Consider the following 23,011-nt stretch of genomic DNA (forward strand, 5'->3'; position numbering starts at 1 on the left):
GTTTTTATACAATATTTTTTTCAAAATATACACATTCTGGAGTTTTATAATCCAAAGCTTGATGCATCCTTTGTCTATTATAAAAGTCCATATATTCGTTAATTGCTGTCTTTGCCTCCTTTACTGTTGTTAAAATAATCCGATAAATTTTTTCCTGTTTTAATGATCGCCAAAAACGTTCAATAAAAATATTATCTAAGGCTCGTCCCTTACCATCCATACTAATCAAGATATTATGTAGCTTTAGCATACTAATAAAATTCTCCGAGGTAAATTGTACTCCTTGATCAGTATTAAATATTTTTGGCATACCATATTTTTCTATAGCGTCTTCAAGGGCTGTTACACAAAATTCACTTTCCAAACTAATGGAGATTCGCCAACTTAGAATATAACGACTATACCAGTCAATAATAGCTACTAAATATACGAACCCTTGACTCAGTCTTATATACGTTATATCTGCACTCCAAACCTGGTTTGGCAATACTATTTCTAATCCTTTTAGTAAATAAGGATATATTTTATGCGCTTGATTCCTCTTGCTTAAATTTATTTTAGGATAAACAGCTTCAAGACCCATTATCTTGTAGTAACGTCTAACAGCTTTACGACCTACCGAAAAACCTTGGGCTTGTAAATATTTAGCCATCCGCCGCATACCATAATATGGATGCATAGTATAGGTCTCATCAATTATTGCCATAATCTTGATATCTTGTTCACTAATACCAGTAGGTTGATAGTAATAGGTTGACCTGCTAATATCCAATAACTTACACTGTTGTACAATTGTTAACTTATTATGATTAGGCTCTATCATATTACACCTAACCTTTAATTCCAAACAATGCAGATTTTTTTTGAGCCAGTCACACTCAACGCTTAACTGACCAATTTGCTCATATAGATTCTTGATTAACCCCTGCTGATTTGGATCAGCACTCTGTGTTTTATTCTTAAAACCTTGTACTAACAACTCAAGACCTTGTTTTTTCCAGTTGCTGATCTGTGTTGCATGAACACCATACTTACTGGTTATCTGGGCTATTGTTAGCTCTCCCTTAATTGCTTCTATGACAATTTTGGCTTTCTCCTCAGCACTATATTGCCTTACTTGTTTTTTCATCTCTAGCTCTCCTTGTTTGCTAAAGAATTCTATCTCATTTTTCTTATTTTTCTGTCCAAAATATTGGAACCATTATAGATTGTTTAATTTTCCAAAAGCTACAGAAATTTTATTAGGCTTAAAAACATAGGCAAGCAGTCCAGCTAATACGTTAGTTTGAAAATTCATAACAGATCTATGGCTTGTATGGTCTATATGACAAAGGTTTTTTAGTTGATCGTTAATGGTTTCAATAATATACCTTTTATTTAAAAACCGCTTTTTAATAGGATCTATTATTCTTTCTTTCATATTACTTTTAATTTTTGTTATTAGTTCTAAACCTTGATTAGCAAGGGATTGAGTGAGTTTTTTACTGATATACCCACGATCACCAAAAAGCCAGCCTTGTAATTTATCTACTAAATTTTCTACCACTGCTCTATCATCAACATTTCCTGGAGTTAAAGAAAAACTCATAATCTCTCCGCAACTGTTAATGACAATATGTAGCTTACAACCAAAGAACCACCCAGTGGAAGTCTTACCTCTTTTTGCTATGTCTTTGAATACTTTATGTCTATTAATTCTTAAATTATGGCAAGCAGGAAGTTTAGTAGAGTCGATATAATATTGACCAGTTTGTTTTCCTGATAGGCTTTTTAGCAGTAATACCATGGGCATGAAGCTCATTGGCATTAACTGAACAAAACGACTATAGCTCATACCAATTGCAATAATTAACGCAGTGGTGTAAAATGGGTTTTTAACTGATAAAGGTACTCAAATGGCTAGGTTAATATTACCACAAGGTTTTCATGGTCATGATTTTATAAAAATGATGAAACATGAGCCGCATGGTCGAAATCGTATACGTTTATTGGCGATGTATCACCTTCAATTAGGCAAATCTTTAAAAGCCATATCTGAAATAGTGAAGTCACACTGGAAAACTGTGCAATCATGGCTCAGAAGATTTAGGAATCATGGTTTTGAAGGATTATTTGAATCACAAAGAAGCGGCGCCCCTAGGAAGATTAACACTATACAAGAGTCTGCTCTTTTTGATAAAATCAATACGCTCAGTGAAAGTAAAACTGGTGGGTATATAACTGGAAAGGAGCTACATATCATGTTACTTGAGGAATATGGTGCTAAATGCGCTTTAAAAACAGTCTACAATACTATGCACCGCCTTGGTTTTAGCTGGATTACTTCTCGTTCAATGCATCCAAAGTCAAATCAAGAGACTCAAAATACATATAAAAAAACTTCCCAGACATGTTAACAAAATTATTACCAAAAAATATCGATAGATGTAAAGTTGATATATGGTCTCAGGATGAAACTCGAGTTGGGCAACAAGGTAGCTTAACTCGTATATGGGCTAAGCGTGGCACTAGACCCCGTAAAGTTCGGCAACAGCAATTCATTTCAACATATATTTATGGAGCTGCTTGCCATGATACAGGAGAAGCTTTTGCATTAATTTTACCATATGCAAACACACAGGCAATGAATAAATTCTTAGAAGAGCTTTCTCGCAGTATTCAAGGCAACCGACATATAGCTTTACTAACGGATAATGCAGGTTGGCACACAGCCAAAAAACTAACTGTGCCAAGCAATATCACTTTGATACCGCTTCCGCCCTATGCACCGGAACTTAATGCAATGGAACAAGTTTGGGAATGGATCAAAAATCATTTCTTGTCTAACCAATGTTATGGTGTATATGAAGATATCGTCACTATGGCTTGTTACGCTTGGAATCAATTTGCTCATAATGTAGATTTAGTAAAATCAATTATGTATAGAGACTGGATAAACACACCGTGTTAATTATTGCAATTGGTATAAGGCTTTAACATCACTAAATATTCTTTCAATGGTTAAAGTTCTTAAACCTTTTGTAAGACGAATTTTATGATCCATTTTTAATGGAATAACAAACTTTAGATGGTTATTTATCAGAAAGTCTAACCATTCTTTATTCATAAATTCTCTATCAGCAAGCAAATATTTTATTCTTTCAACGCCAAAATTATTAATAAATTTCTGTAAAAATTCCTTCATAAATTCTGCAGAACACCCGCCACCATGCGACAAAGTCTTCCAGAATATTGGCACCGATATTTTACCAATTACCATTACTAAAAATAAAATATTAATATCGGATTTACCAAATTTCCAACTTGTCCTATCCATTGCTACGACATAATTTTTTGAAGCAAAAAAGCTTAATAGCAAATAGCCAACCTTCATATAATCAAAATTAAAATCTTTTAAAAAACGATAAATTCTATGAGTTTTTGACGTCGCTTTAGCATCACCTAAAATACCAAGTGCTAAACCTTTTTGATAAATTGAGCTGCCCGTCAGCAAACTAATTACCATACCAACCAAACATTTTAATCTTGATTTATTTCCGTCTATATATAAAATCAATTCTTGAAGTATTATATTATGCATTTTGTTATAAAAATACCTACCTTATACTACTTCACACCACTCTAAATCAACCATTCTTCTTCATCTTCTCAAAATTGTAGGGTACTATAATAAAACACTCATAGTCAGTAAAAACAAAACCCTTGAACAGCATGTAGAAAATTATTCAATACCGTTGAACTTGCAGAACAAGCACAGGGAAAATTGCCAAAAAAAAACAAAATCGTGCCTTTGATTATAAAGCTCTGAAATATTTTCAATCGGCCAGAAATGAGCTTGAAAAAATATATCAAAAAGGCGGAGAAGAGCTGGTTCAACAAGTAATTGCTGAAAGAACGGGGGGCATTATTTTTTCACCAAGACCTCCGCACGAACTGACAAAGGCTGATAAATATAAGATAATGCAATCAACAAAAAATATCTTAACCAGCGACCATAAAGATATAATATCGTTTAATAATGAGATGGATAAATTCATTGATCAATTGACTGTTGATAAAATTGGTAAACAGGCAAATGAACAAGATAAACAACAAATAAGAGAAAGAATTGAAGCAAAATTAGAGAAAATTATAACAAAATCACCTGACAAGGAGATTTTTACGCAAGCACTACAGCTAATGAAACAAAAAGATACCGTAAAAGATATAGGAAATATTATGTGCAATCAAAAACTTAGCAATGATAGTAATAAAACTACGTTACTACCTAACGTTCAGCAACAAAAACATAAGGCCGGACATGGAGCCTCAATGTAAAAAAATTATTTTTACTTAAAGTATTAGTGGAAGAAAATTTTGGGGTATAATGTAAATAAATTGGAAAAATTATGACAACTGATAAAGAAAAGGCGATAACATGGTTCAGTGATTTACGCGATCAAGTATGTAGCAAATTAGAAGAAATTGAGCTGGAATATAGTAAGGCGAAAGGTTTAGAACCGGCAAAATTCATACGAATACCCTGGGATAGAAAAAGCGGTGGTGGTGGAGTAATGTCTATAATGCGTGGCAACTTATTTGAGAAAGTTGGGGTAAATATTTCTACAGTTTTTGGAGAATTATCTTCAGAATTTAGTAAAAATATACCGGGTACAGAAAATAGTAGGAAATTTTTTGCTACTGGTATTTCTATCGTCGCTCACCTTACTTCTCCATTAGTGCCAGCAGTACATTTCAACACCCGCTATATTAAAACTGCTAATCGTTGGTTTGGCGGTGGTGGAGACCTAACGCCATTTTATCCTGATAAGAGTGAGACGGCAAGATTTCATACTGCTTTTAAACAAGCTTGTAATAAATATGATCCAAGTTATTATCCTAAATTTACAAAACAATGCGATGAATATTTTTACTTAAAACATCGGAATGAACCAAGGGGAGTAGGAGGTATATTTTATGATTATTTAAATACTGGAAATTTTAATAATGATTTTTCTTTTACTAAAGACGTAGGACAAGCATTTTTAACAGTATATCCTGAAATTGTTAGAACAAAAATGCTTCTACCCTGGAGCAAGGAACAAAGAGATTATCAATTAGTACGTCGAGGTAGATATGTTGAGTTTAACTTACTATATGATCGTGGTACATTATTTGGCTTAATGACAGATGGTAATGTTGAGGCAATATTAATGTCCCTACCCCCAGAAGTACGTTGGTAGGATGGGTTGCTGTAAACATCCCTCTTTAATGTGGAGATTTATAGACGTTTTCGCCCACAGAACCGTAATGTACTAAATGTCATATCTTTACCCATAAGTTTTTTACGCAGGGGTGACATAAAATAGGATTGCTTCGTCGCTACGGTTTTCCTCGCTAATAGACGTTGACCATATACGATTTTTATTAGTCCTTATATTTTAACTCTACAGAATAAGGAGCAACCTTTGAAAATATTTTACCAATTATTGGTATTTTAGTGATAATGGTACTAGCAAAAAAGAAAGAAGGTATTACATTACCTTTAAGCTTTATTTGGTGTTTATTAGTATCAATTGTACCTTTCATGGTAAAATCAAAAAATGGTCCAGTAGCTGATGTATTAGCAATACTTACGGTATTACCTATATAACTAAAGCTACCTGTCATATTATTAAATAAGATATCCTTATTATTTAATATAAAACTCATAAAACCTGGAAACGAAACAAATGATACCATCCTAGTTAAAAAAGACATATCGGTAGTAACAAAACGTTTTATGTCAAATGTCCCATCTAAGATTGGTATTACCTCCCCCGTCTTAACTTCATGTCTTTTTGTATCAAGTGTTAGATTTATAATACCAGACTTCATGTTATTATACATGCCAATACCTCTAAATAAAGCTCCAGCATTATCACAGGTAACTATCCATTGTTCCATATCTTTTTTTTCTGTAAGTAGCATTTTAAAAGATCTAGTGCCAATTTTTGAATTTAAAGAGCCAGAAAAGCATTTTATTTTATCACAATCAATTTGTAAATTAAGCTTATCAAGCATTATATTATTTTTTAACCTTACTCTATCTATATCAACTCTTAGATGAATATTTTGTGGTTCCCCTTCTTTTTCTAAGAATTGCATCATATTAGACCCAGACAGATCTAGTCGCTTCCCCTGAATTTCGGCATTTAAGCTATCTTTACCTACAAGCAATTTTCCTACTAGATCAGTTGTACCATAAGCAATAATCGGTAAAGTAACATCATACTTAGTATCTTGCACTTTAGCCTTGCCAACTATTTTTAAGTTATTTTCTCCTGAAAGGTCAAAATTAATATCACCTTTTAGGTCATCATATAACTTACCAGTTAACACCAGTTTAGCTTCATTAGAAAGCTTTTTATGTATAGATATTTTATCAATATAAAATTCCAAATTTTTGAGATTAGCATTGGCTTTAATGAAGCCGGTATTAGATTGACCTCTGTTATTTTGTTGCTCTTTATATTCAAAATCTAGGATACTACTACCTGAAATTAACTTGAATATACCAAGTTTCTGGTTATTACCGACAATAGTAGTTTTTACTTTTAATAGATGCTGATAATCATCATGGTTATTATTATCAATATTATATTGATAGGTAAAATTACTGTCATAGTCATTAATTTTACCTGTACCTATTAAGTTTAGCTTATCACCATTAAATGTTCCGGTTATTTTTGCATTCTTTAGTATGATATTGTCACTAAATGCTTTAGCATTTACTCCAGTTATTATTGTAGAGATGTCATAGGTATTTTTTATAACTGGACTAATCGGTATTATTATGCCAATTTTTGAATTAGCGGTTCCAGTAATTTTTCTAAGGTCAATTCCTTGTTTTTTTACTTGGTTATAATCCTCATTTGAGATAAAATTAATTAGATCGATACTTGGTCCCTTAGCTATGGCACTAACGATAAAATTAGACTTATCCATCCCTTGCCAATCAAAGGTTATTACTCCATTGGAAATAAGGCTGTTACCGCTATATGCACGATTCAGTATAAACTTAACCGAGGCTCCAGATATAGTAATATCTATATCAATTTTTCTTAAAGATGGAAAATCTACATCGTATTTATATTCAAGGTCTACGACATGCAGCTTGGCTTTTACTAGAGCAATATTGTTTTCTAAAGAATTTTTATCAAAATTAACATCAAATTCTCCATTTCTGATATAACCATCTTTAATATATTCCTGTAAAAATAAAATTACTTGATTATCAGGGATAATTTTCTCAGCAATTTGATAAATCATTATAGGAATATTTTCAACATTACCATTAGCTTGAATTATGCTACCATCCAAGATACTATTGAATGATAGATATGCTTGATCACCAAATGTTAATTTGCAATTGATTAACTTCTTCGAAGTTGTAGAAATTTTACTTTCATAAGAACAAAGCCCTTCCCCCTTTGGTAATTTCTTACCATAACTATCGAGTAGAGTAATATTTTTTATAGGACTTAGGTTTAACTGTGTTTCAATCTTATTTTCAAAAAAATCTACAATATACTTAGCAGATATTTTAGTATCTATTATAGGTTGATTATCTTTAGAAATTAAGGAAAAACTATCTATATCAACAATACTAAGAAGCAATGGTTTGCTTCTTATATCATCAATATAGTCAATTGATGGGAAGTTGGTGACGTCGTCACTCGTCGCTCGCCTATTACTCATAGGCGTCGCTCCATCGTTCCTAGCACCAAATTCCCCTGAATTGACTATAAAAAAACTGATTTTGAAGTCGCTAATCTCACTTTTGGTGTTATGTGCTAAATCCATAAAGATTTTATCGATTGACAAAATGTTATTTCTTATTTGTAAATTACCAATTCGTATTTTCGTATTTTTTTTATCGAGGTAAAATTCTATTGCCATCTTAATAGGCTTATCTAAATACCCTTTACTCCCGCTTAATATTAATAAACTTAAAGTTACTACAACTATACAAACTATTACGCTTAGGCTGATGAAAAATCTTTTAATGAGCATCATTTTATTATTTAGTATTTGGTCAATTAATATATACTTTACAGCAGCATAGCATAACAAAGTTGTTGCACTAAGTATATAAGGATAATTAATGAATATTAAACTTCATGTTATAGGTACTGGTTACGTTGGGCTAGTATCTGGCGTAATGATGAGTTACCTAGGACACGACGTTACTTGTTTAGATAGTGATATTTCTAAGATCGACCAATTAAAAAAAAATATTTTACCAATTTATGAACCAAAATTAGCTGAATATTTACCGCCATTAGTAAAATCTGGTAAGTTACAATTTACAGCTAGCTATTCGGCTGAATTACAAAATTCACAAGCGGTATTTATTACGGTAGGAACACCGTCTCTACCTTCAGGAGAGGCGGATTTACAATATATATTTACTGCTATCGATAATTTATGCCCATGGATTAAAGACGATTGTTTGATTATTATAAAATCGACTGTACCTCCAACAACATGTAACCAAATTATTGATTATTTAAATAACAAGAATTTTAAATTTTCCGTTGCTTCAAATCCTGAATTTCTTAGAGAAGGTACTGCTATAGAGGATTTTTTAAACCCTGATAGAATATTAATTGGCACCAATAATAAACAGGCAGAAGATTTACTAAAAGAGATATATCGACCTTTGATTACCAAGAATATACCTATGGTAAGTACTGATTTGGTTACTGCAGAACTTACTAAATATGTCTCAAACGCTTTCTTAGCAACTAAAATTGCTTTTATTAATGAGATGGCAAATTTATGCGAGAAAATGGGGGCAAATACTAAAGACCTGTCTTGTGGGGTTGGATTAGATAAGAGAATAGGTAAAGAATTTTTAAATGTCGGACCTGGATTTGGTGGCTCATGTTTTCCTAAGGATATGTTAGCACTTGGACAAATAGCTAAACATTATCAATGTAATTTTCAAATAGTTAATTCTGTTATAAATAGTAATTATCAGAGACCATATGATATGGTGGATAAAATTCATGATATCATAGGCAACGATTTACATAATAAAGTTATTAGTGTATTGGGTCTGACATTTAAGGCTGGTACGGATGATGTTAGAAATAGTCCAGCTATTAAAATCATCGAAATACTAGTTGATAAAGGAGCAAATATTAGAGTCTTCGATCCGGTAGGTATGAATAATGCTAAAAAAGAAGTAAAAAATGTATTTTTTGCTGATTCAGCACTTAGTGCATGCAAAAATAGTGATATAATTATAGTGGCTACCGAATGGTCGGAGTTTAAAGATTTAGATTGGTCGCTTATTCGCCATCAAGTTAAATCTCCTATAATTCTTGATCTCAGGCATATTCTTGATGGGGATATGCTAAAGGCTCTTGGATTTAAATATTATCTTATTGGTATAAAAGATGCAGTTTGATTTCATTCACTTAAGAGTACAAAGCTCATATTCATTTCTTGAGAGTGCTTTAACAATTGATCGTATAGTGGAATTAGCTAGATTGCATAAAATACCAGCAATTTGTTTAGCCGATAGGGGGAATTTATTTGGCTCGTTAGAATTTGCTCTAGCTAGCTGTAAAGCAGGAATACAACCTATAAATGCGGCAATTGTAAATATTGCTTTTACCGAGAATAGTTTTTGTGAAATTGTGCTTATTGCCAAGGATGAAATTGGTTACAAGAATCTACTAAAGGCGGTTAGTGATAGTTTTACTAAAAATGATCGTAAAATTTGTAATCATATTACTTTTGATGATTTAGTTAAGTACCAGGAAGGGCTGATTATTTTATCCGGTTATACTGATGGTATAATTGGTAAAAGTCTTATTGCTAAGGATAAAGAATTAGCCATTTTTTGGGCAACTAAACTACAAAGCATTTTTGCTGATCGTTTTTATTTTGAGATTATGCGGCATAATCTAGCGGTAGAACAATCTATAGAAGAAAATTATATAAAAATAGCCAGTAATCTTGGTATTCCACTAGTCGCTACCAATAAAGTATTGTTTAGTGATGTTAATATGCATGATGCCCATGACGTATTATTATGTATATCTACTGGGGTTAGTAAAGAAGTAGAGGATCGTAAAAAGGTAAGTAACGAATGTTATTTTAAATCACCAAAAGAAATGCTAGAACTTTTTAGTGATTTACCTAATGCTGTACAGAACACGGTACATTTAGCCCAAAGATGCTATTTTATGGCACATGCTAATCCACCAATGTTACCAAATTTCTCTAGTCTAAATATTAATGAAGTAGACATAATTAAAAAAGAATCGACAGCCGGATTACTATTAAGACTTGATACAAAATTTAAACGAGAAAATATTGCCATAGATGAGCAGGAAGATGTTAAACAGCAATATTTAACTCGTCTTAATTATGAACTAGATATTATTTGTCGAATGGATTTTTCTGGCTATTTCCTAATAGTTTCTGATTTTATAAAATGGAGCAAGCAACAAGGTATTATGGTAGGTCCTGGTAGAGGTTCTGGGGTAGGATCAGTAGTTGCGTGGAGTCTTTTAATCACTGATCTTGATCCTCTTAAATTTGGTCTATTATTTGAGCGTTTTCTTAACCCAGAACGTATATCAATGCCAGATTTTGATATTGACTTTTGTCAAGAGCGACGAGGGGAAGTTATAAATTACGTATGTTCTAAATATGGGGATAACAAAGTTGGACAAATTATCACTTTTGGTAAGATGCAAGCAAAAGCTGTGATCAAAGATGTATCACGAGTTCTTGGTTTACCTTATAAATATGCTGAATATTTAACTGAGCTTGTACCATTTAATGCTGTTTCTCCTGTTACACTAAATCAGGCTATTAAGGAAATAAAGGAGTTAAACATAGCAGCACGTGGTGAAGGTTTGTATAATTTAGATGGTCAAGAGGAGCTGATCAAACAAGTTCTGGACACATCTTTAGTACTTGAGGGGCTTAATAGACATGCTTCTACTCATGCAGCAGGAATTGTGATAGCTGGCAAAGATTTAGTAGAAATATTACCGGTTTATAAAGACCTAAACTCGGACATGTTGGTAGTACAATATTCGATGAAATATGCTGAGATTGCTGGTTTAATTAAATTTGATTTTTTAGGACTGCAAACTCTAACTGTCATTACTAAATGTTTAGAACTGCTAAAAGATCAGGGCATAAATATTGATTTTACTAATATGCTATTTGATGATCAGAAAACTTATGAAATGCTATGTAGTGGTCGAGCTATTGGGGTGTTCCAATTTGAAAGCAACGGAATGCAGGATAGTTTAAGGCGTCTTAAACCTGACTCCATTCAAGATATAATAGCGTTAGGAGCATTATACCGTCCTGGTCCGATGGAGAACATCCCAACTTATATTGCTTGTAAACATGGTTTGCAACAACCGGATTACTTGCATGAGATGCTTAAACCAATTCTAGAAGAAACTTATGGAGTTATTATCTATCAGGAACAGGTCTTAGAAATTGCCAAAGAAATGGCAGGCTATAGTTTAGGTGGAGCAGATATACTTCGTAAAGCCATGGGAAAAAAAATAAAATCCGAAATGGCAGAACAAGAAGAAAGTTTTGTAAAAGGGGCAATAGCCAAAGGCATCTCACGTCAGCAAGCCCAATCCATTTTTGCAACGGTAGCTAAATTTGCTAGCTATGGTTTTAATAAAGCCCACGCATCAGCTTATGGAGTAATATCTTATCAAACAGCCTATCTGAAAGCTAATTTCCCAGCTGAATTCTTGGTAGTGTGCTTAAATCTTGAACTAAATAACCATGATAAAATCAATCTATTCATTCAAGAAGCCAAAAATAATAACATTGCTATTATCCCTCCTAATATCAATCTTTCCTCTGGTTATTTTAGTACTATAGCTACATCACAAGAAGCTGAAGAGTATGTCAAAAAGCCTAAATCGATAATTTATGCCCTAGCTGCTATTAAAAGTGTTACGGTTGATTTTGGTAGAATATTAGTAGAAGAACGAGTTAAAAATGGTAAATTTAAAAATATTATAGATGTTATTGAAAGGCTACCGCTTAAATCAATTAATCGAAAATTATTAGAAAATCTTATTAAAGCTGGATGTTTTGATACGCTACATTCTAATCGTAATAAGTTATTATTAAGTATCTCTAAACTTCTAGCTTATGCTTCTTCCTATCATGCCGAAAAAATTTCTGATCAATTTAGTCTGATTAAGGTAAGTTCCATAAATCAGCAAGTTTTAATTGACGCAGAACCACTGGATAATAATACTGCATCTTGTTATGAATTTGAGGTATTAGGGCTGTTTATTACATTACATCCATTATCAAAACATCAAGATTTGCTATCCCGGCTTAATATTTCGACTTCAATTAACCTACAAAATGACTTTCTAGATGGTTCAAGTCAGATAAGGATAGCTGGTGTAATACAAAAAAAAGATTCACGTATGTCATCTCGCGGCAGGTTTATCACTTTACAACTATCTGATCAATTTGGCATTTTTGAACTGACTATTTATAGTGAAGAAATATTAAAGAATTTCGTTCATTTACTCGATGTTCAAAGTTTAGTGGTAGTGAGTTGTGATTTGTTTAAAGACGCTGGAGGAATAAGACTAATCGCTAAAAGTTTCGCAACTATTGACGATATAATAAATGAAGAACGATTAGAGATAAAACTGTACCCACAAAATCATTCTGAATTATGTCAAATAGTCGATTTGCTGAAAAAACGTATTAACCCTGAACGTAATAATATCAGAATAATTTTATTGCTTAAGGTTAGTATAGATAATAACTTTACAGCTAAAATATGTTTACCAGAGATTTTGTCTCTAGAAACTGAAGATTTTGAATTTCTCAATCAATTTACGTCATGTTCTGCAAATTAATTTAAGGAGATCTTTGCCAAACAGTATGATTCCATTGCCAAAAGCGTTGGCTTAGCATTGGGGATAGTTAAACAAAAAGACTTATTACTTCTCTGTTTATTTTTTCTTGATTTGGTAAGCTATGGGGTATATAAAGATTAAGTATAATTGAAATATTTAGGTTAAGTTAATGGTTAATTCATTTCATCCTAAAGAGGAAATATTATTTAAATCTAATAGTGATCATCATTTATTTACAAGACTTGGAGATATAGAAGCCCAAATTTTCTTTACAAAAACATCTTGGGCATTTAGCTGGAAAAGATTTTGTAAAAAAAACAAATGTTAAGTAGATTATTGGTGTAAAAATAATCACTGCTCTTTAGATGATATTGACACTACGGAATATTGTAATACATGCCCACAATATATAGTGGAAGATATCGAAGAACAATCATACACAGAAAATCAATATACTCTGATACTGCAACCAACAAATATTGAAGAAGTAAGACAAAATATTTTACACGATTATCAATATCTCTCACACAATGGACTGAATAACCAATACCTTTATAGAATATTGCATGGCAAGTGGATCAAACACAAAAACTAATACTTAAACTATAGTCAATTCAGGAGAATTTGGGGTTAGGAACGATGGAGCAACGCCTATAAGTAATAAGCCATAGCAATTATCTTTTATCTAAATTTTCAAAAAAATATTTGGCTCTGTACAAATAAGTGTGTAAATTTTTCAAAGGTTATATAAAAATATAATATAACAAAAGGAGAAATTATAATGCGTCACAAACAAAATGAAGCAATGAATCAAGCAATAGATTTATTAATAAATAATGATACAGATATATCAACTTTATTTAAAGAGGATGGTTTATTAAAACAATTAACCAAAAGGCTTGTAGAGAAGGCATTGCAGTCAGAGATGAATAATCACTTAGGATATGATAAATATTGTCATACTGATAGCAATAATGTTCGTAATGGTAGTAAAGTAAAGAATCTAGTAACAAATAATGGAGTTGTAGAGATTGAGGTTCCAAGGGATAGAAGTAGTACATTTGAACCTGCATTAATTCCGAAGCGTCAAAGACGTATTGAAGGATTTGATGATAAAATAATATCGTTATACGCTAAAGGAATGAGCTTATCTGATATTAAGATTCAAATGCAAGAATTGTATGGAGCTGACGTTAGCGAAAGTTTGATAAGTCAAATTACTGATGATGTAATTGAGGATGTCAAGATATGGCAAAGCCGACCATTGGATCGAGTATATGCTATAGTATTTTTTGACTGTTTAGTAGTAAAAGTACGTCAAGATAAACGAATTATCAATAAGTCTGTATATGTAGCATTAGGTATTGATTTATCTGGAAGGAAGGATATTTTAGGATTGTGGAACAGTGAAAATGAAGGAGCTAAATTTTGGCTTGGTAATTTTACTGAGATGAAGAACAGAGGTATGCAAGACATGCTTATTGCTTGCAGTGATAATTTAACCGGTATGTCTGAGGCAATAGAAGCAGTTTTTCCGAAAACCGAACATCAATTATGTATTGTACATCAGATTAGAAATAGTTTAAAATATGTATCATATAAAGACCGAAAAGAATTAGCGGCTGATTTAAAGCCTATATATACTGCTAGCACAGAGGAAGAAGCACATCTTGCTTTAGAATCTTTTGAAGCTAAATGGAGTAAACAGTATCCACAAATTGCTAAATCTTGGTATGTTCATTGGGAAAATTTAATGGTTTTTCTAGAATACCCTGAGGCGATAAGGAAAGTAATATACACAACTAATAGTATAGAATCTGTCAATAGCCAATTACGTAAGGTTACTAAGAATAAACGGGTTTTTCCAAATGATAATGCCGTTTTTAAGACCTTATATTTGGCAATTGATTATATGACCAAGAAATGGGTTATGCCGATTCCGAACTGGAACGCAGCTATGGCTCACTTTTTGATAAAATTTGAAGGTAGAATTTAAGCCCTATGAAAAATTTACACACTTAATTAGAAAGGCTCAAATATTTATCTAAATAATAAAACAACGTTTTTGTTGAATAAGTTTATGGCAAACTTCAAGTAGCTTACGCATACAAGCAACTATCGCAACTTTCTTAGGTTTAAAATTATTAACAAGCCTATTGTATAAAGTTTTTAAATATTGAAAACCATTTTTGCCAGTTAATACCGCCATGTATAAAGCATCCCGTGGTATTTTTCTGCCTCCCCTAATAAATCTTCGTCCTTGCTTATTACCACTATCACGGGCGTACGGAGCTATCCCCACAATTGCTGACAATTCATTACTACTATAATTTTTATCCCCTAATTCAGGTACAAAACTAATTAGTTTTGTAGCCAAACATTTACCAATACCAGGTACAGTCTCTAATATTTTTACCTTCTCTTTTAACTCTTCTGACTCATCTATTGTTTTGTTTAACTTCTTATCAAGCTCAGCTATTTCATTTTGTAAGAATTTAATGTGTTTTTCTATACTATCTTTATCAATACCATCAATACTATGATGTAGTCTTTTCTTTTCATTGCTAAGCATTAATACTAAATCTTCTCGTCTTTGCTTATATCTCTTCAAATTCTCTGATTCAACTTGATATATATAATTCGCTGAAAGCTGCATCTTATCACCATAATATGCTAATTTAAATGCATCCTTCCTATCAGTTTTACACAAATTTACCGATTTACTAAAAGAATTAAAACTATATGTATTGACCTTATGTATTTGTTGCTTATTATTATACAGCTTTTGACAAATCTCAGCTTCGTATCCTCCAGTGGGTTCACATATTATTAGCTTAATCTCTTGCTCTTTTGCTAATTTAATCACCTCTTCATGACCAGCTGCATCATTGGCAAAACGATGATATTTAGGTTTATCGCTTGTATTATATACACATATATCAAGCCATTGTTTACTTACATCTAGACCTATTATTTTACTCATGATATAATCTCCTTCGTCTTATTGTGCAAGGCTGCTACTTCCAACACCTTCTGCAATTTGTTCAAAGCAAACTTTGTAAGAGGGTACTTATTCTATGCTCGATTATCTCAATCAAGTACCCCTCAAATCACCCTCTTACCATTACTTATATCATAATTTAAAGATATAAGTATCCCACAGATTTTACAGGAGGGTTAAAATAATAAATTGAATAAGTGACTGAGAGTCACTAATCTCCGCTGAGAATAAGCAACAGGAGGTATTAATGGACTCTCAATCACTATACCAAATATTATACATATTTTTAGATTGGTACCCAGCACGAATTAAAACATTTGCAGAATTAATTTGTGCAGTAGTAAAAGCTAAAACTGTGAGAATCAAAGAATTAGCACTGTATGTCGCTTCTAAAGGCAATTTGCATGCCAAGATTGTTAAAGTTGAGCGTTTGCTTTTAGAACAAAATATGTGCTTTATAAGTTTAGGAAAAATTATTGTTAAATTGCTCTGTCTAACAGGTAAAATTAGCCTTGCCATAGATAGAACCAGCTAGCAATTTGGTATTAAAAATTTGAATTTTTTTGTTGCAACCATTGTATATGGTAATATTTCAATTCCTATAGCATGGTTGTTACTTGATAAAAAAGGCAACTCTTCTACTAATGAAAGAAAGAAATTGATTGAGTATAATGGTTCCAATATTTTGGACAGAAAAATAAGAAAAATGAGATAGAATTCTTTAGCAAACAAGGAGAGCTAGAGATGAAAAAACAAGTAAGGCAATATAGTGCTGAGGAGAAAGCCAAAATTGTCATAGAAGCAATTAAGGGAGAGCTAACAATAGCCCAGATAACCAGTAAGTATGGTGTTCATGCAACACAGATAAGTAACTGGAAAAAACAAGGTCTTGAGTTGTTAGTACAAGGTTTTAAGAATAAAACACAGAGTGCTGATCCAAATCAGCAGGGGTTAATCAAGAATCTATATGAGCAAATTGGTCAGTTAAGCGTTGAGTGTGACTGGCTCAAAAAAAAATCTGCATTGTTTGGAATTAAAGGTTAGGTGTAATATGATAGAGCCTAATCATAATAAGTTAACAATTGTACAACAGTGTAAGTTATTGGATATTAGCAGGTCAACCTATTACTATCAACCTACTGGTATTAGTGAACAAGATATCAAGATTATGGCAATAATTGATGAGACCTATACTATGCATCCATATTATGGTATGCGGCGGATGGCTAAATATTTACAAGCCCAAGGTTTTTCGGTAGGTCATAAAGCTGTTAGACGTTACTACAAGATAATGGGTCTTGAAGCTGTTTATCCTAAAATAAATTTAAGCAAGAGGAATCAAGTGCATAAAATATATCCTTATTTACTAAAAGGATTAGAAATAGTATTGCCAAACCAGGTTTGGAGTGCAGATATAACGTATATAAGACTGAGCCAAGGGTTCGTATATTTAGTAGCTATTATTGACTGGTATAGTCGTTATATTCTAAGTTGGCGAATCTCCATTAGTTTGGAAAGTGAATTTTGTGTAACAGCCCTTGAAGACGCTATAGAAAAATATGGTATGCCAAAAATATTTAATACTGATCAAGGAGTACAATTTACCTCGGAGAATTTTATTAGTATGCTAAAGCTACATAATATCTTGATTAGTATGGATGGTAAGGGACGAGCCTTAGATAATATTTTTATTGAACGTTTTTGGCGATCATTAAAACAGGAAAAAATTTATCGGATTATTTTAACAACAGTAAAGGAGGCAAAGACAGCAATTAACGAATATATGGACTTTTATAATAGACAAAGGATGCATCAAGCTTTGGATTATAAAACTCCAGAATGTGTATATTTTGAAAAAAATATTGTATAAAAACAACAATTTAATTTTTGTGAATTATATCTCTATTTATCTAAATTTTTGTCTAGACAAAGGAGACCACCTTACAATTTTTGGTATTGGAGCAATCAATGCTAGTTGTTTGAGTGTAGCCCCAATGGAAAGTTATCCAACACCAAGGGATTTTGCTGCTTCGCTTGGTTTGGTACCAAAGCAACATAGCTCAGGAGATAAGATAGTTTTAGGAGGGATTACCAAACAGGGAGATAGATATGCCAGAACTATGTTGATTCAAGCCGCAAGGACAATAGCAATAAGAGCAAAAAGTGGTAAGGAATCGAAAGATAAACTAGTGCAGTGGGCAGTGAAGAAATTTGCTGAAAATAAATCATATAATATTATATGTGTTGGTTTAGCAAATAAGTTAGCAAGGATTGCTTATGCAGTAGTCACCAATGGTAGCGAGTATGCTGCAAATTAGTTTAGTTGGAAAAAAGAAAAAACTATGTCAACTAAATAAAAATTGGTAATTGATAAATAAGGTGGTCCCCTTTGTCTAGACAAAAATTTAGATAAATAGAGATATAATTCACAAAAATTAAATTGTTGTTTTTATACAATATTTTTTTCAAAATATACACATTCTGGAGTTTTATAATCCAAAGCTTGATGCATCCTTTGTCTATTATAAAAGTCCATATATTCGTTAATTGCTGTCTTTGCCTCCTTTACTGTTGTTAAAATAATCCGATAAATTTTTTCCTGTTTTAATGATCGCCAAAAACGTTCAATAAAAATATTATCTAAGGCTCGTCCCTTACCATCCATACTAATCAAGATATTATGTAGCTTTAGCATACTAATAAAATTCTCCGAGGTAAATTGTACTCCTTGATCAGTATTAAATATTTTTGGCATACCATATTTTTCTATAGCGTCTTCAAGGGCTGTTACACAAAATTCACTTTCCAAACTAATGGAGATTCGCCAACTTAGAATATAACGACTATACCAGTCAATAATAGCTACTAAATATACGAACCCTTGGCTCAGTCTTATATACGTTATATCTGCACTCCAAACCTGGTTTGGCAATACTATTTCTAATCCTTTTAGTAAATAAGGATATATTTTATGCGCTTGATTCCTCTTGCTTAAATTTATTTTAGGATAAACAGCTTCAAGACCCATTATCTTGTAGTAACGTCTAACAGCTTTACGACCTACCGAAAAACCTTGGGCTTGTAAATATTTAGCCATCCGCCGCATACCATAATATGGATGCATAGTATAGGTCTCATCAATTATTGCCATAATCTTGATATCTTGTTCACTAATACCAGTAGGTTGATAGTAATAGGTTGACCTGCTAATATCCAATAACTTACACTGTTGTACAATTGTTAACTTATTATGATTAGGCTCTATCATATTATACCAATTGCAATAATTAACGCAGTGGTGTAAAATGGGTTTTTAACTGATAAAGGTACTCAAATGGCTAGGTTAATATTACCACAAGGTTTTCATGGTCATGATTTTATAAAAATGATGAAACATGAGCCGCATGGTCGAAATCGTATACGTTTATTGGCGATGTATCACCTTCAATTAGGCAAATCTTTAAAAGCCATATCTGAAATAGTGAAGTCACACTGGAAAACTGTGCAATCATGGCTCAGAAGATTTAGGAATCATGGTTTTGAAGGATTATTTGAATCACAAAGAAGCGGCGCCCCTAGGAAGATTAACACTATACAAGAGTCTGCTCTTTTTGATAAAATCAATACGCTCAGTGAAAGTAAAACTGGTGGGTATATAACTGGAAAGGAGCTACATATCATGTTACTTGAGGAATATGGTGCTAAATGCGCTTTAAAAACAGTCTACAATACTATGCACCGCCTTGGTTTTAGCTGGATTACTTCTCGTTCAATGCATCCAAAGTCAAATCAAGAGACTCAAAATACATATAAAAAACTTCCCAGACATGTTAACAAAATTATTACCAAAAAATATCGATAGATGTAAAGTTGATATATGGTCTCAGGATGAAACTCGAGTTGGGCAACAAGGTAGCTTAACTCGTATATGGGCTAAGCGTGGCACTAGACCCCGTAAAGTTCGGCAACAGCAATTCATTTCAACATATATTTATGGAGCTGCTTGCCATGATACAGGAGAAGCTTTTGCATTAATTTTACCATATGCAAACACACAGGCAATGAATAAATTCTTAGAAGAGCTTTCTCGCAGTATTCAAGGCAACCGACATATAGCTTTACTAACGGATAATGCAGGTTGGCACACAGCCAAAAAACTAACTGTGCCAAGCAATATCACTTTGATACCGCTTCCGCCCTATGCACCGGAACTTAATGCAATGGAACAAGTTTGGGAATGGATCAAAAATCATTTCTTGTCTAACCAATGTTATGGTGTATATGAAGATATCGTCACTATGGCTTGTTACGCTTGGAATCAATTTGCTCATAATGTAGATTTAGTAAAATCAATTATGTATAGAGACTGGATAAACACACCGTGTTAATTATTGCAATTGGTATTACACCTAACCTTTAATTCCAAACAATGCAGATTTTTTTTTGAGCCAGTCACACTCAACGCTTAACTGACCAATTTGCTCATATAGATTCTTGATTAACCCCTGCTGATTTGGATCAGCACTCTGTGTTTTATTCTTAAAACCTTGTACTAACAACTCAAGACCTTGTTTTTTCCAGTTACTTATCTGTGTTGCATGAACACCATACTTACTGGTTATCTGGGCTATTGTTAGCTCTCCCTTAATTGCTTCTATGACAATTTTGGCTTTCTCCTCAGCACTATATTGCCTTACTTGTTTTTTCATCTCTAGCTCTCCTTGTTTGCTAAAGAATTCTATCTCATTTTTCTTATTTTTCTGTCCAAAATATTGGAACCATTATAATCCGGTAATTTCTGATATTTGGCAACGTAATTGGTCTGGGATAATACCGTTTTTTGCCTTTCCTGAAGAGAACAGAAAGGTAATTTATACTACTAACACTATAGAATCTGTAAATCGTCAAATTAGAAAAATTATCAAAAATAAGGGGGTGTTTCCAGATGATAAGTCAATTCAAAAAATAATATTTTTATCCTTACAAAATGCAGCCAAAAAATGGACCATGCCTATTAAAGATTGGTCTTTAGCTTTAAATCAATTTGAAATACTTTGTGGAGATTTTAAATATGATTTATTGGAAAATAAAAAATGAACTTTGTGAGTAGACCTAACCAATTGCTTGGTTAAGCCCCTCCTCAGAACCGGACATGCAGAGCTACCGCATCCGGCTCCCGAAAGGTAAGATAGGCTTGTACCCTATTTTTTTTTGTTGGTTTTAGAACATTGAAATGGTCTTCCACTTATTTGGAAAGTCGACCCTTTTGAGTATTTCAGCTAATCTTTGCCAATTCATCTTACGCTTCCCACCCATTCTATTAAACCACCCATATATTGCTCGCCTAGTTTGGTGAATAAATGAACTTACTCGTCTTTGATTATCTGATATACCATGATAATTGATCCACCCCTTTGTAGCTCTAATGACTTGCAATAATATCTGTTCTTTGCCCCTCTCATTAAGGTGACTTCGTAGATATTCTCTTAGCCCTTTAAGCTTCTCGGTAAATCGATCTTTCCTTGTGGTATATTTTAATCTCCATATGTTACCAAACCTTGATTTACCCCAATAGCAAGTAAAGCCAAGAAAATTATAACTCTTGATCTTCTTACCTTGCTTAGCTAAGTCCTCAGCATGGTATCTACCGGACTGAATCATCTGCGATTTAGCTTCATTGATGTTCAAGCCATACTTGTTTAATCTTTTGGGCAAAACCTCATAAAACTTCCTCGCGTCTTCTTCATTCTCAAAGACGAACACCATATCGTCACAATACCTCACCATTCCAGTTTGCCCTCTTATGTTTTCCTTGCTGATTTTAGCAAACCAACAGTCAATAACATAATGTAGGAAGACATTTGCCAAAATTGGTGATGTTTTAGACCCTTGGCGGCATCCTTCCTTGTTAGTAACTGTAATGCCGTTTTCTATAATTGGTGTTTCCATCAGTTTCATAACTAGTCTTAGGAATCTTTTGTCAGATATTCTCTTTCTTAGGAATCCCATCAACTCAGAATGTTTGATTGAATTGAAGCACTTAGTTATATCAATTTCAACTACAGCTCCTTTATTGAAGTTATACGTAAGTCTATTCAACTCCTTAAGTGCATCATGGGCGTTTAATTTAGGTCGAAACCCGTAAGAACATTTTAAGAATATTGGCTCGAACACTGAGTTTAATATCTTGCTTACTGCCGACTCGATTATCTTGTCTTCAAAGCATGATATTACCAAAGGTCTTTTGCCTCCATCTTCTTTTGGAATCAATGTAATTCGTGCAGGTTTAGCTTGATATTGCCCCTTGCGAATTTTAGTAAGGAGCGAGAGCAAATTTGCTTCCAACTTCTTACCATAAACCGCTTTGGTTATACCATCTATTCCTACAGCTTTCTTGCTATCAAGTTCCTTATATTGTTCTTCTAACATCTTTAAATCAATAATATGTCCAAGATTATTAAACTTTATGTCTTGATTTTGTGATGATAGCAACTTTATACGCTCAAGTTTCGTTGACCATGTATTTCCGTCTATGCTGTGTACGGTCATTGTTTCCCTCTTACGTTCTTACCTTTCTGTCAGCCCTTCGCTCCACTCCCATTACGAAGCTTCATCACTACTACAACTGACTCAGCCATCCTTAACACCATCTCCAAAGCCTTATGTTTCGGCACTTGTACTTTGAATACTTACTTAACTCAGTAAGAGTTATAAGGACTTCTCAAGTTGTGTCATTAATCTCTACAAACTCGCTGACGCCTGAGACCCCGATGGTTGAAAACTTTCGGATTTTCGCTAGTTTGACCTCTAGTTTTCTCTTGTCTACTGCGTTGTGTAGCACATCGACTTCCACTACCAATATCATTTCAGGGCTATCACGTTCACCATTTGGTTTCGGCTCGGATGTTTCGCTGTCTACGCTTTACTACTGTCGTTACCTTCAGCAGCACAAGACTCGCTATATGGTGGAGCTAGCTACTCCTTCCATAACAGGACTTTCACCCGTAAGATTAATGCACCTTATCTTGACGCACACACAAATTAAATGATTGACTCATGCTCGCCTATTACTTATAGGCGTCGCTCCATCGCTCCTGCTACC

General features: G+C 33.1%; 19 protein-coding genes and 2 pseudogenes. 13 read left to right on the plus strand and 8 right to left on the minus strand.

From position 1 onward, the window contains the following. Nucleotides 1-4 precede the first annotated feature (4 nt). Both NBW66_RS12855 and NBW66_RS12860 read right to left on the minus strand, forming a co-directional pair. Nucleotides 5-1,129 carry an IS3 family transposase gene (locus NBW66_RS12855; protein WP_250310806.1) on the minus strand — a complete coding sequence of 375 codons (1,125 nt, stop codon included), beginning with the start codon at nt 1,127-1,129 and terminating at the stop codon, nt 5-7. Between the two features lie 72 nt (nt 1,130-1,201). Next, nucleotides 1,202-1,834: pseudogene (locus NBW66_RS12860) on the minus strand (IS982 family transposase); the annotation flags it as partial. Nucleotides 1,835-1,895: 61 nt separating this feature from the next. Between NBW66_RS12860 and NBW66_RS12865 the strand changes: the two are divergent. Then, nucleotides 1,896-2,396: a helix-turn-helix domain-containing protein gene (locus tag NBW66_RS12865; RefSeq protein ID WP_250310542.1), complete on the plus strand. Its 501-nt coding sequence runs from the start codon at nt 1,896-1,898 to the stop codon at nt 2,394-2,396. After that, a complete protein-coding gene (locus tag NBW66_RS12870; protein WP_250310543.1) occupies nt 2,390-2,950 on the plus strand; it encodes an IS630 family transposase in 561 nt (186 codons plus the stop codon). The genes NBW66_RS12865 and NBW66_RS12870 overlap by 7 nt, the downstream gene beginning before the upstream one ends. On the opposite strand, the gene NBW66_RS12875 is transcribed toward NBW66_RS12870, so the two are convergent. Beyond that, complete coding sequence (locus NBW66_RS12875; protein ID WP_250311221.1) at nt 2,951-3,580, minus strand: transposase; 630 nt, start codon at nt 3,578-3,580, stop codon at nt 2,951-2,953. It lies immediately after the preceding gene. Nucleotides 3,581-3,960: 380 nt separating this feature from the next. Here NBW66_RS12875 and NBW66_RS12880 point away from each other — a divergent pair, with 380 nt between their 5' ends. Together NBW66_RS12880 and hemF are read left to right on the plus strand one after the other, a co-directional pair. Further along, on the plus strand, nt 3,961-4,317 hold the full coding sequence (locus NBW66_RS12880; protein ID WP_250311222.1) for a hypothetical protein: 357 nt from the start codon (nt 3,961-3,963) through the stop codon (nt 4,315-4,317). Between the two features lie 71 nt (nt 4,318-4,388). Further along, nucleotides 4,389-5,222 carry an oxygen-dependent coproporphyrinogen oxidase gene (gene hemF / locus NBW66_RS12885; protein ID WP_410525801.1) on the plus strand — a complete coding sequence of 278 codons (834 nt, stop codon included), beginning with the start codon at nt 4,389-4,391 and terminating at the stop codon, nt 5,220-5,222. 184 nt (nt 5,223-5,406) lie between these two features. Here the strand turns inward: hemF and NBW66_RS12890 are convergent, their stop codons facing one another. Beyond that, complete coding sequence (locus tag NBW66_RS12890) at nt 5,407-8,037, minus strand: palindromic element RPE2 domain-containing protein (RefSeq protein ID WP_250311223.1); 2,631 nt, start codon at nt 8,035-8,037, stop codon at nt 5,407-5,409. A gap of 94 nt (nt 8,038-8,131) precedes the next feature. Here NBW66_RS12890 and NBW66_RS12895 point away from each other — a divergent pair, with 94 nt between their 5' ends. The 3 genes from NBW66_RS12895 (at nt 8,132) to NBW66_RS12905 (ending at nt 14,904) form a co-directional block, all read left to right on the plus strand. Next, entirely contained in the window at nt 8,132-9,436 is a 1,305-nt protein-coding gene (locus tag NBW66_RS12895; protein WP_410525838.1) for a UDP-glucose dehydrogenase family protein, read from the plus strand. Then, nucleotides 9,426-12,908: a DNA polymerase III subunit alpha gene (gene dnaE, locus NBW66_RS12900; protein WP_250311225.1), complete on the plus strand. Its 3,483-nt coding sequence runs from the start codon at nt 9,426-9,428 to the stop codon at nt 12,906-12,908. Before NBW66_RS12895 ends, dnaE begins: the two co-directional genes overlap by 11 nt. A gap of 781 nt (nt 12,909-13,689) precedes the next feature. After that, nucleotides 13,690-14,904: an IS256 family transposase gene (locus NBW66_RS12905; RefSeq protein ID WP_250310568.1), complete on the plus strand. Its 1,215-nt coding sequence runs from the start codon at nt 13,690-13,692 to the stop codon at nt 14,902-14,904. A gap of 48 nt (nt 14,905-14,952) precedes the next feature. Here NBW66_RS12905 and NBW66_RS12910 read toward each other — a convergent pair whose 3' ends face one another. After that, nucleotides 14,953-15,891, minus strand: coding sequence for an IS110 family RNA-guided transposase (locus NBW66_RS12910; RefSeq protein WP_250310767.1), 939 nt, complete (start codon nt 15,889-15,891; stop codon nt 14,953-14,955). A 265-nt stretch (nt 15,892-16,156) separates the two neighbouring features. Between NBW66_RS12910 and NBW66_RS12915 the strand changes: the two genes are divergently transcribed. From NBW66_RS12915 to NBW66_RS12930, 3 genes and pseudogenes are all read left to right on the plus strand, one after another. Beyond that, on the plus strand, nt 16,157-16,444 hold the full coding sequence (locus NBW66_RS12915) for a hypothetical protein (RefSeq protein WP_250311226.1): 288 nt from the start codon (nt 16,157-16,159) through the stop codon (nt 16,442-16,444). A gap of 209 nt (nt 16,445-16,653) precedes the next feature. Then, nucleotides 16,654-17,779 (plus strand): annotated as a pseudogene (locus NBW66_RS12925) (IS3 family transposase). 19 nt (nt 17,780-17,798) lie between these two features. Further along, nucleotides 17,799-18,227: a transposase gene (locus tag NBW66_RS12930; protein ID WP_250311227.1), complete on the plus strand. Its 429-nt coding sequence runs from the start codon at nt 17,799-17,801 to the stop codon at nt 18,225-18,227. A 131-nt stretch (nt 18,228-18,358) separates the two neighbouring features. On the opposite strand, the gene NBW66_RS12935 is transcribed toward NBW66_RS12930, so the two are convergent. Further along, the gene (locus NBW66_RS12935; RefSeq protein ID WP_250310664.1) at nt 18,359-19,177 is read right to left on the minus strand and encodes an IS3 family transposase; all 819 of its coding nucleotides are present in this window, start codon (nt 19,175-19,177) and stop codon (nt 18,359-18,361) included. Nucleotides 19,178-19,243: 66 nt separating this feature from the next. Here NBW66_RS12935 and NBW66_RS12940 point away from each other — a divergent pair, with 66 nt between their 5' ends. Both NBW66_RS12940 and NBW66_RS12945 read left to right on the plus strand, forming a co-directional pair. Further along, the gene (locus tag NBW66_RS12940; RefSeq protein ID WP_250311228.1) at nt 19,244-19,771 is read left to right on the plus strand and encodes a helix-turn-helix domain-containing protein; all 528 of its coding nucleotides are present in this window, start codon (nt 19,244-19,246) and stop codon (nt 19,769-19,771) included. Beyond that, nucleotides 19,737-20,297, plus strand: a complete 561-nt coding sequence (locus tag NBW66_RS12945; protein WP_250310543.1) for an IS630 family transposase — start codon at nt 19,737-19,739, stop codon at nt 20,295-20,297. The genes NBW66_RS12940 and NBW66_RS12945 overlap by 35 nt, the downstream gene beginning before the upstream one ends. 21 nt (nt 20,298-20,318) lie before the next feature. On the opposite strand, the gene NBW66_RS12950 is transcribed toward NBW66_RS12945, so the two are convergent. Further along, on the minus strand, nt 20,319-20,618 hold the full coding sequence (locus tag NBW66_RS12950) for a transposase (protein WP_094649795.1): 300 nt from the start codon (nt 20,616-20,618) through the stop codon (nt 20,319-20,321). A gap of 16 nt (nt 20,619-20,634) precedes the next feature. On the opposite strand from NBW66_RS12950, the gene NBW66_RS12955 reads away from it, so the two are divergent. Beyond that, nucleotides 20,635-21,006 carry a transposase gene (locus NBW66_RS12955; RefSeq protein ID WP_410525802.1) on the plus strand — a complete coding sequence of 124 codons (372 nt, stop codon included), beginning with the start codon at nt 20,635-20,637 and terminating at the stop codon, nt 21,004-21,006. Between the two features lie 123 nt (nt 21,007-21,129). Here NBW66_RS12955 and NBW66_RS12960 read toward each other — a convergent pair whose 3' ends face one another. After that, on the minus strand, nt 21,130-22,458 hold the full coding sequence (locus NBW66_RS12960) for a reverse transcriptase domain-containing protein (protein WP_250310618.1): 1,329 nt from the start codon (nt 22,456-22,458) through the stop codon (nt 21,130-21,132). Between the last annotated feature and the right edge of the window lie 553 nt (nt 22,459-23,011).

The sequence above is a fragment of the Rickettsia endosymbiont of Oedothorax gibbosus genome, assembly GCF_936269705.1.
Lineage (GTDB): Bacteria > Pseudomonadota > Alphaproteobacteria > Rickettsiales > Rickettsiaceae > Tisiphia.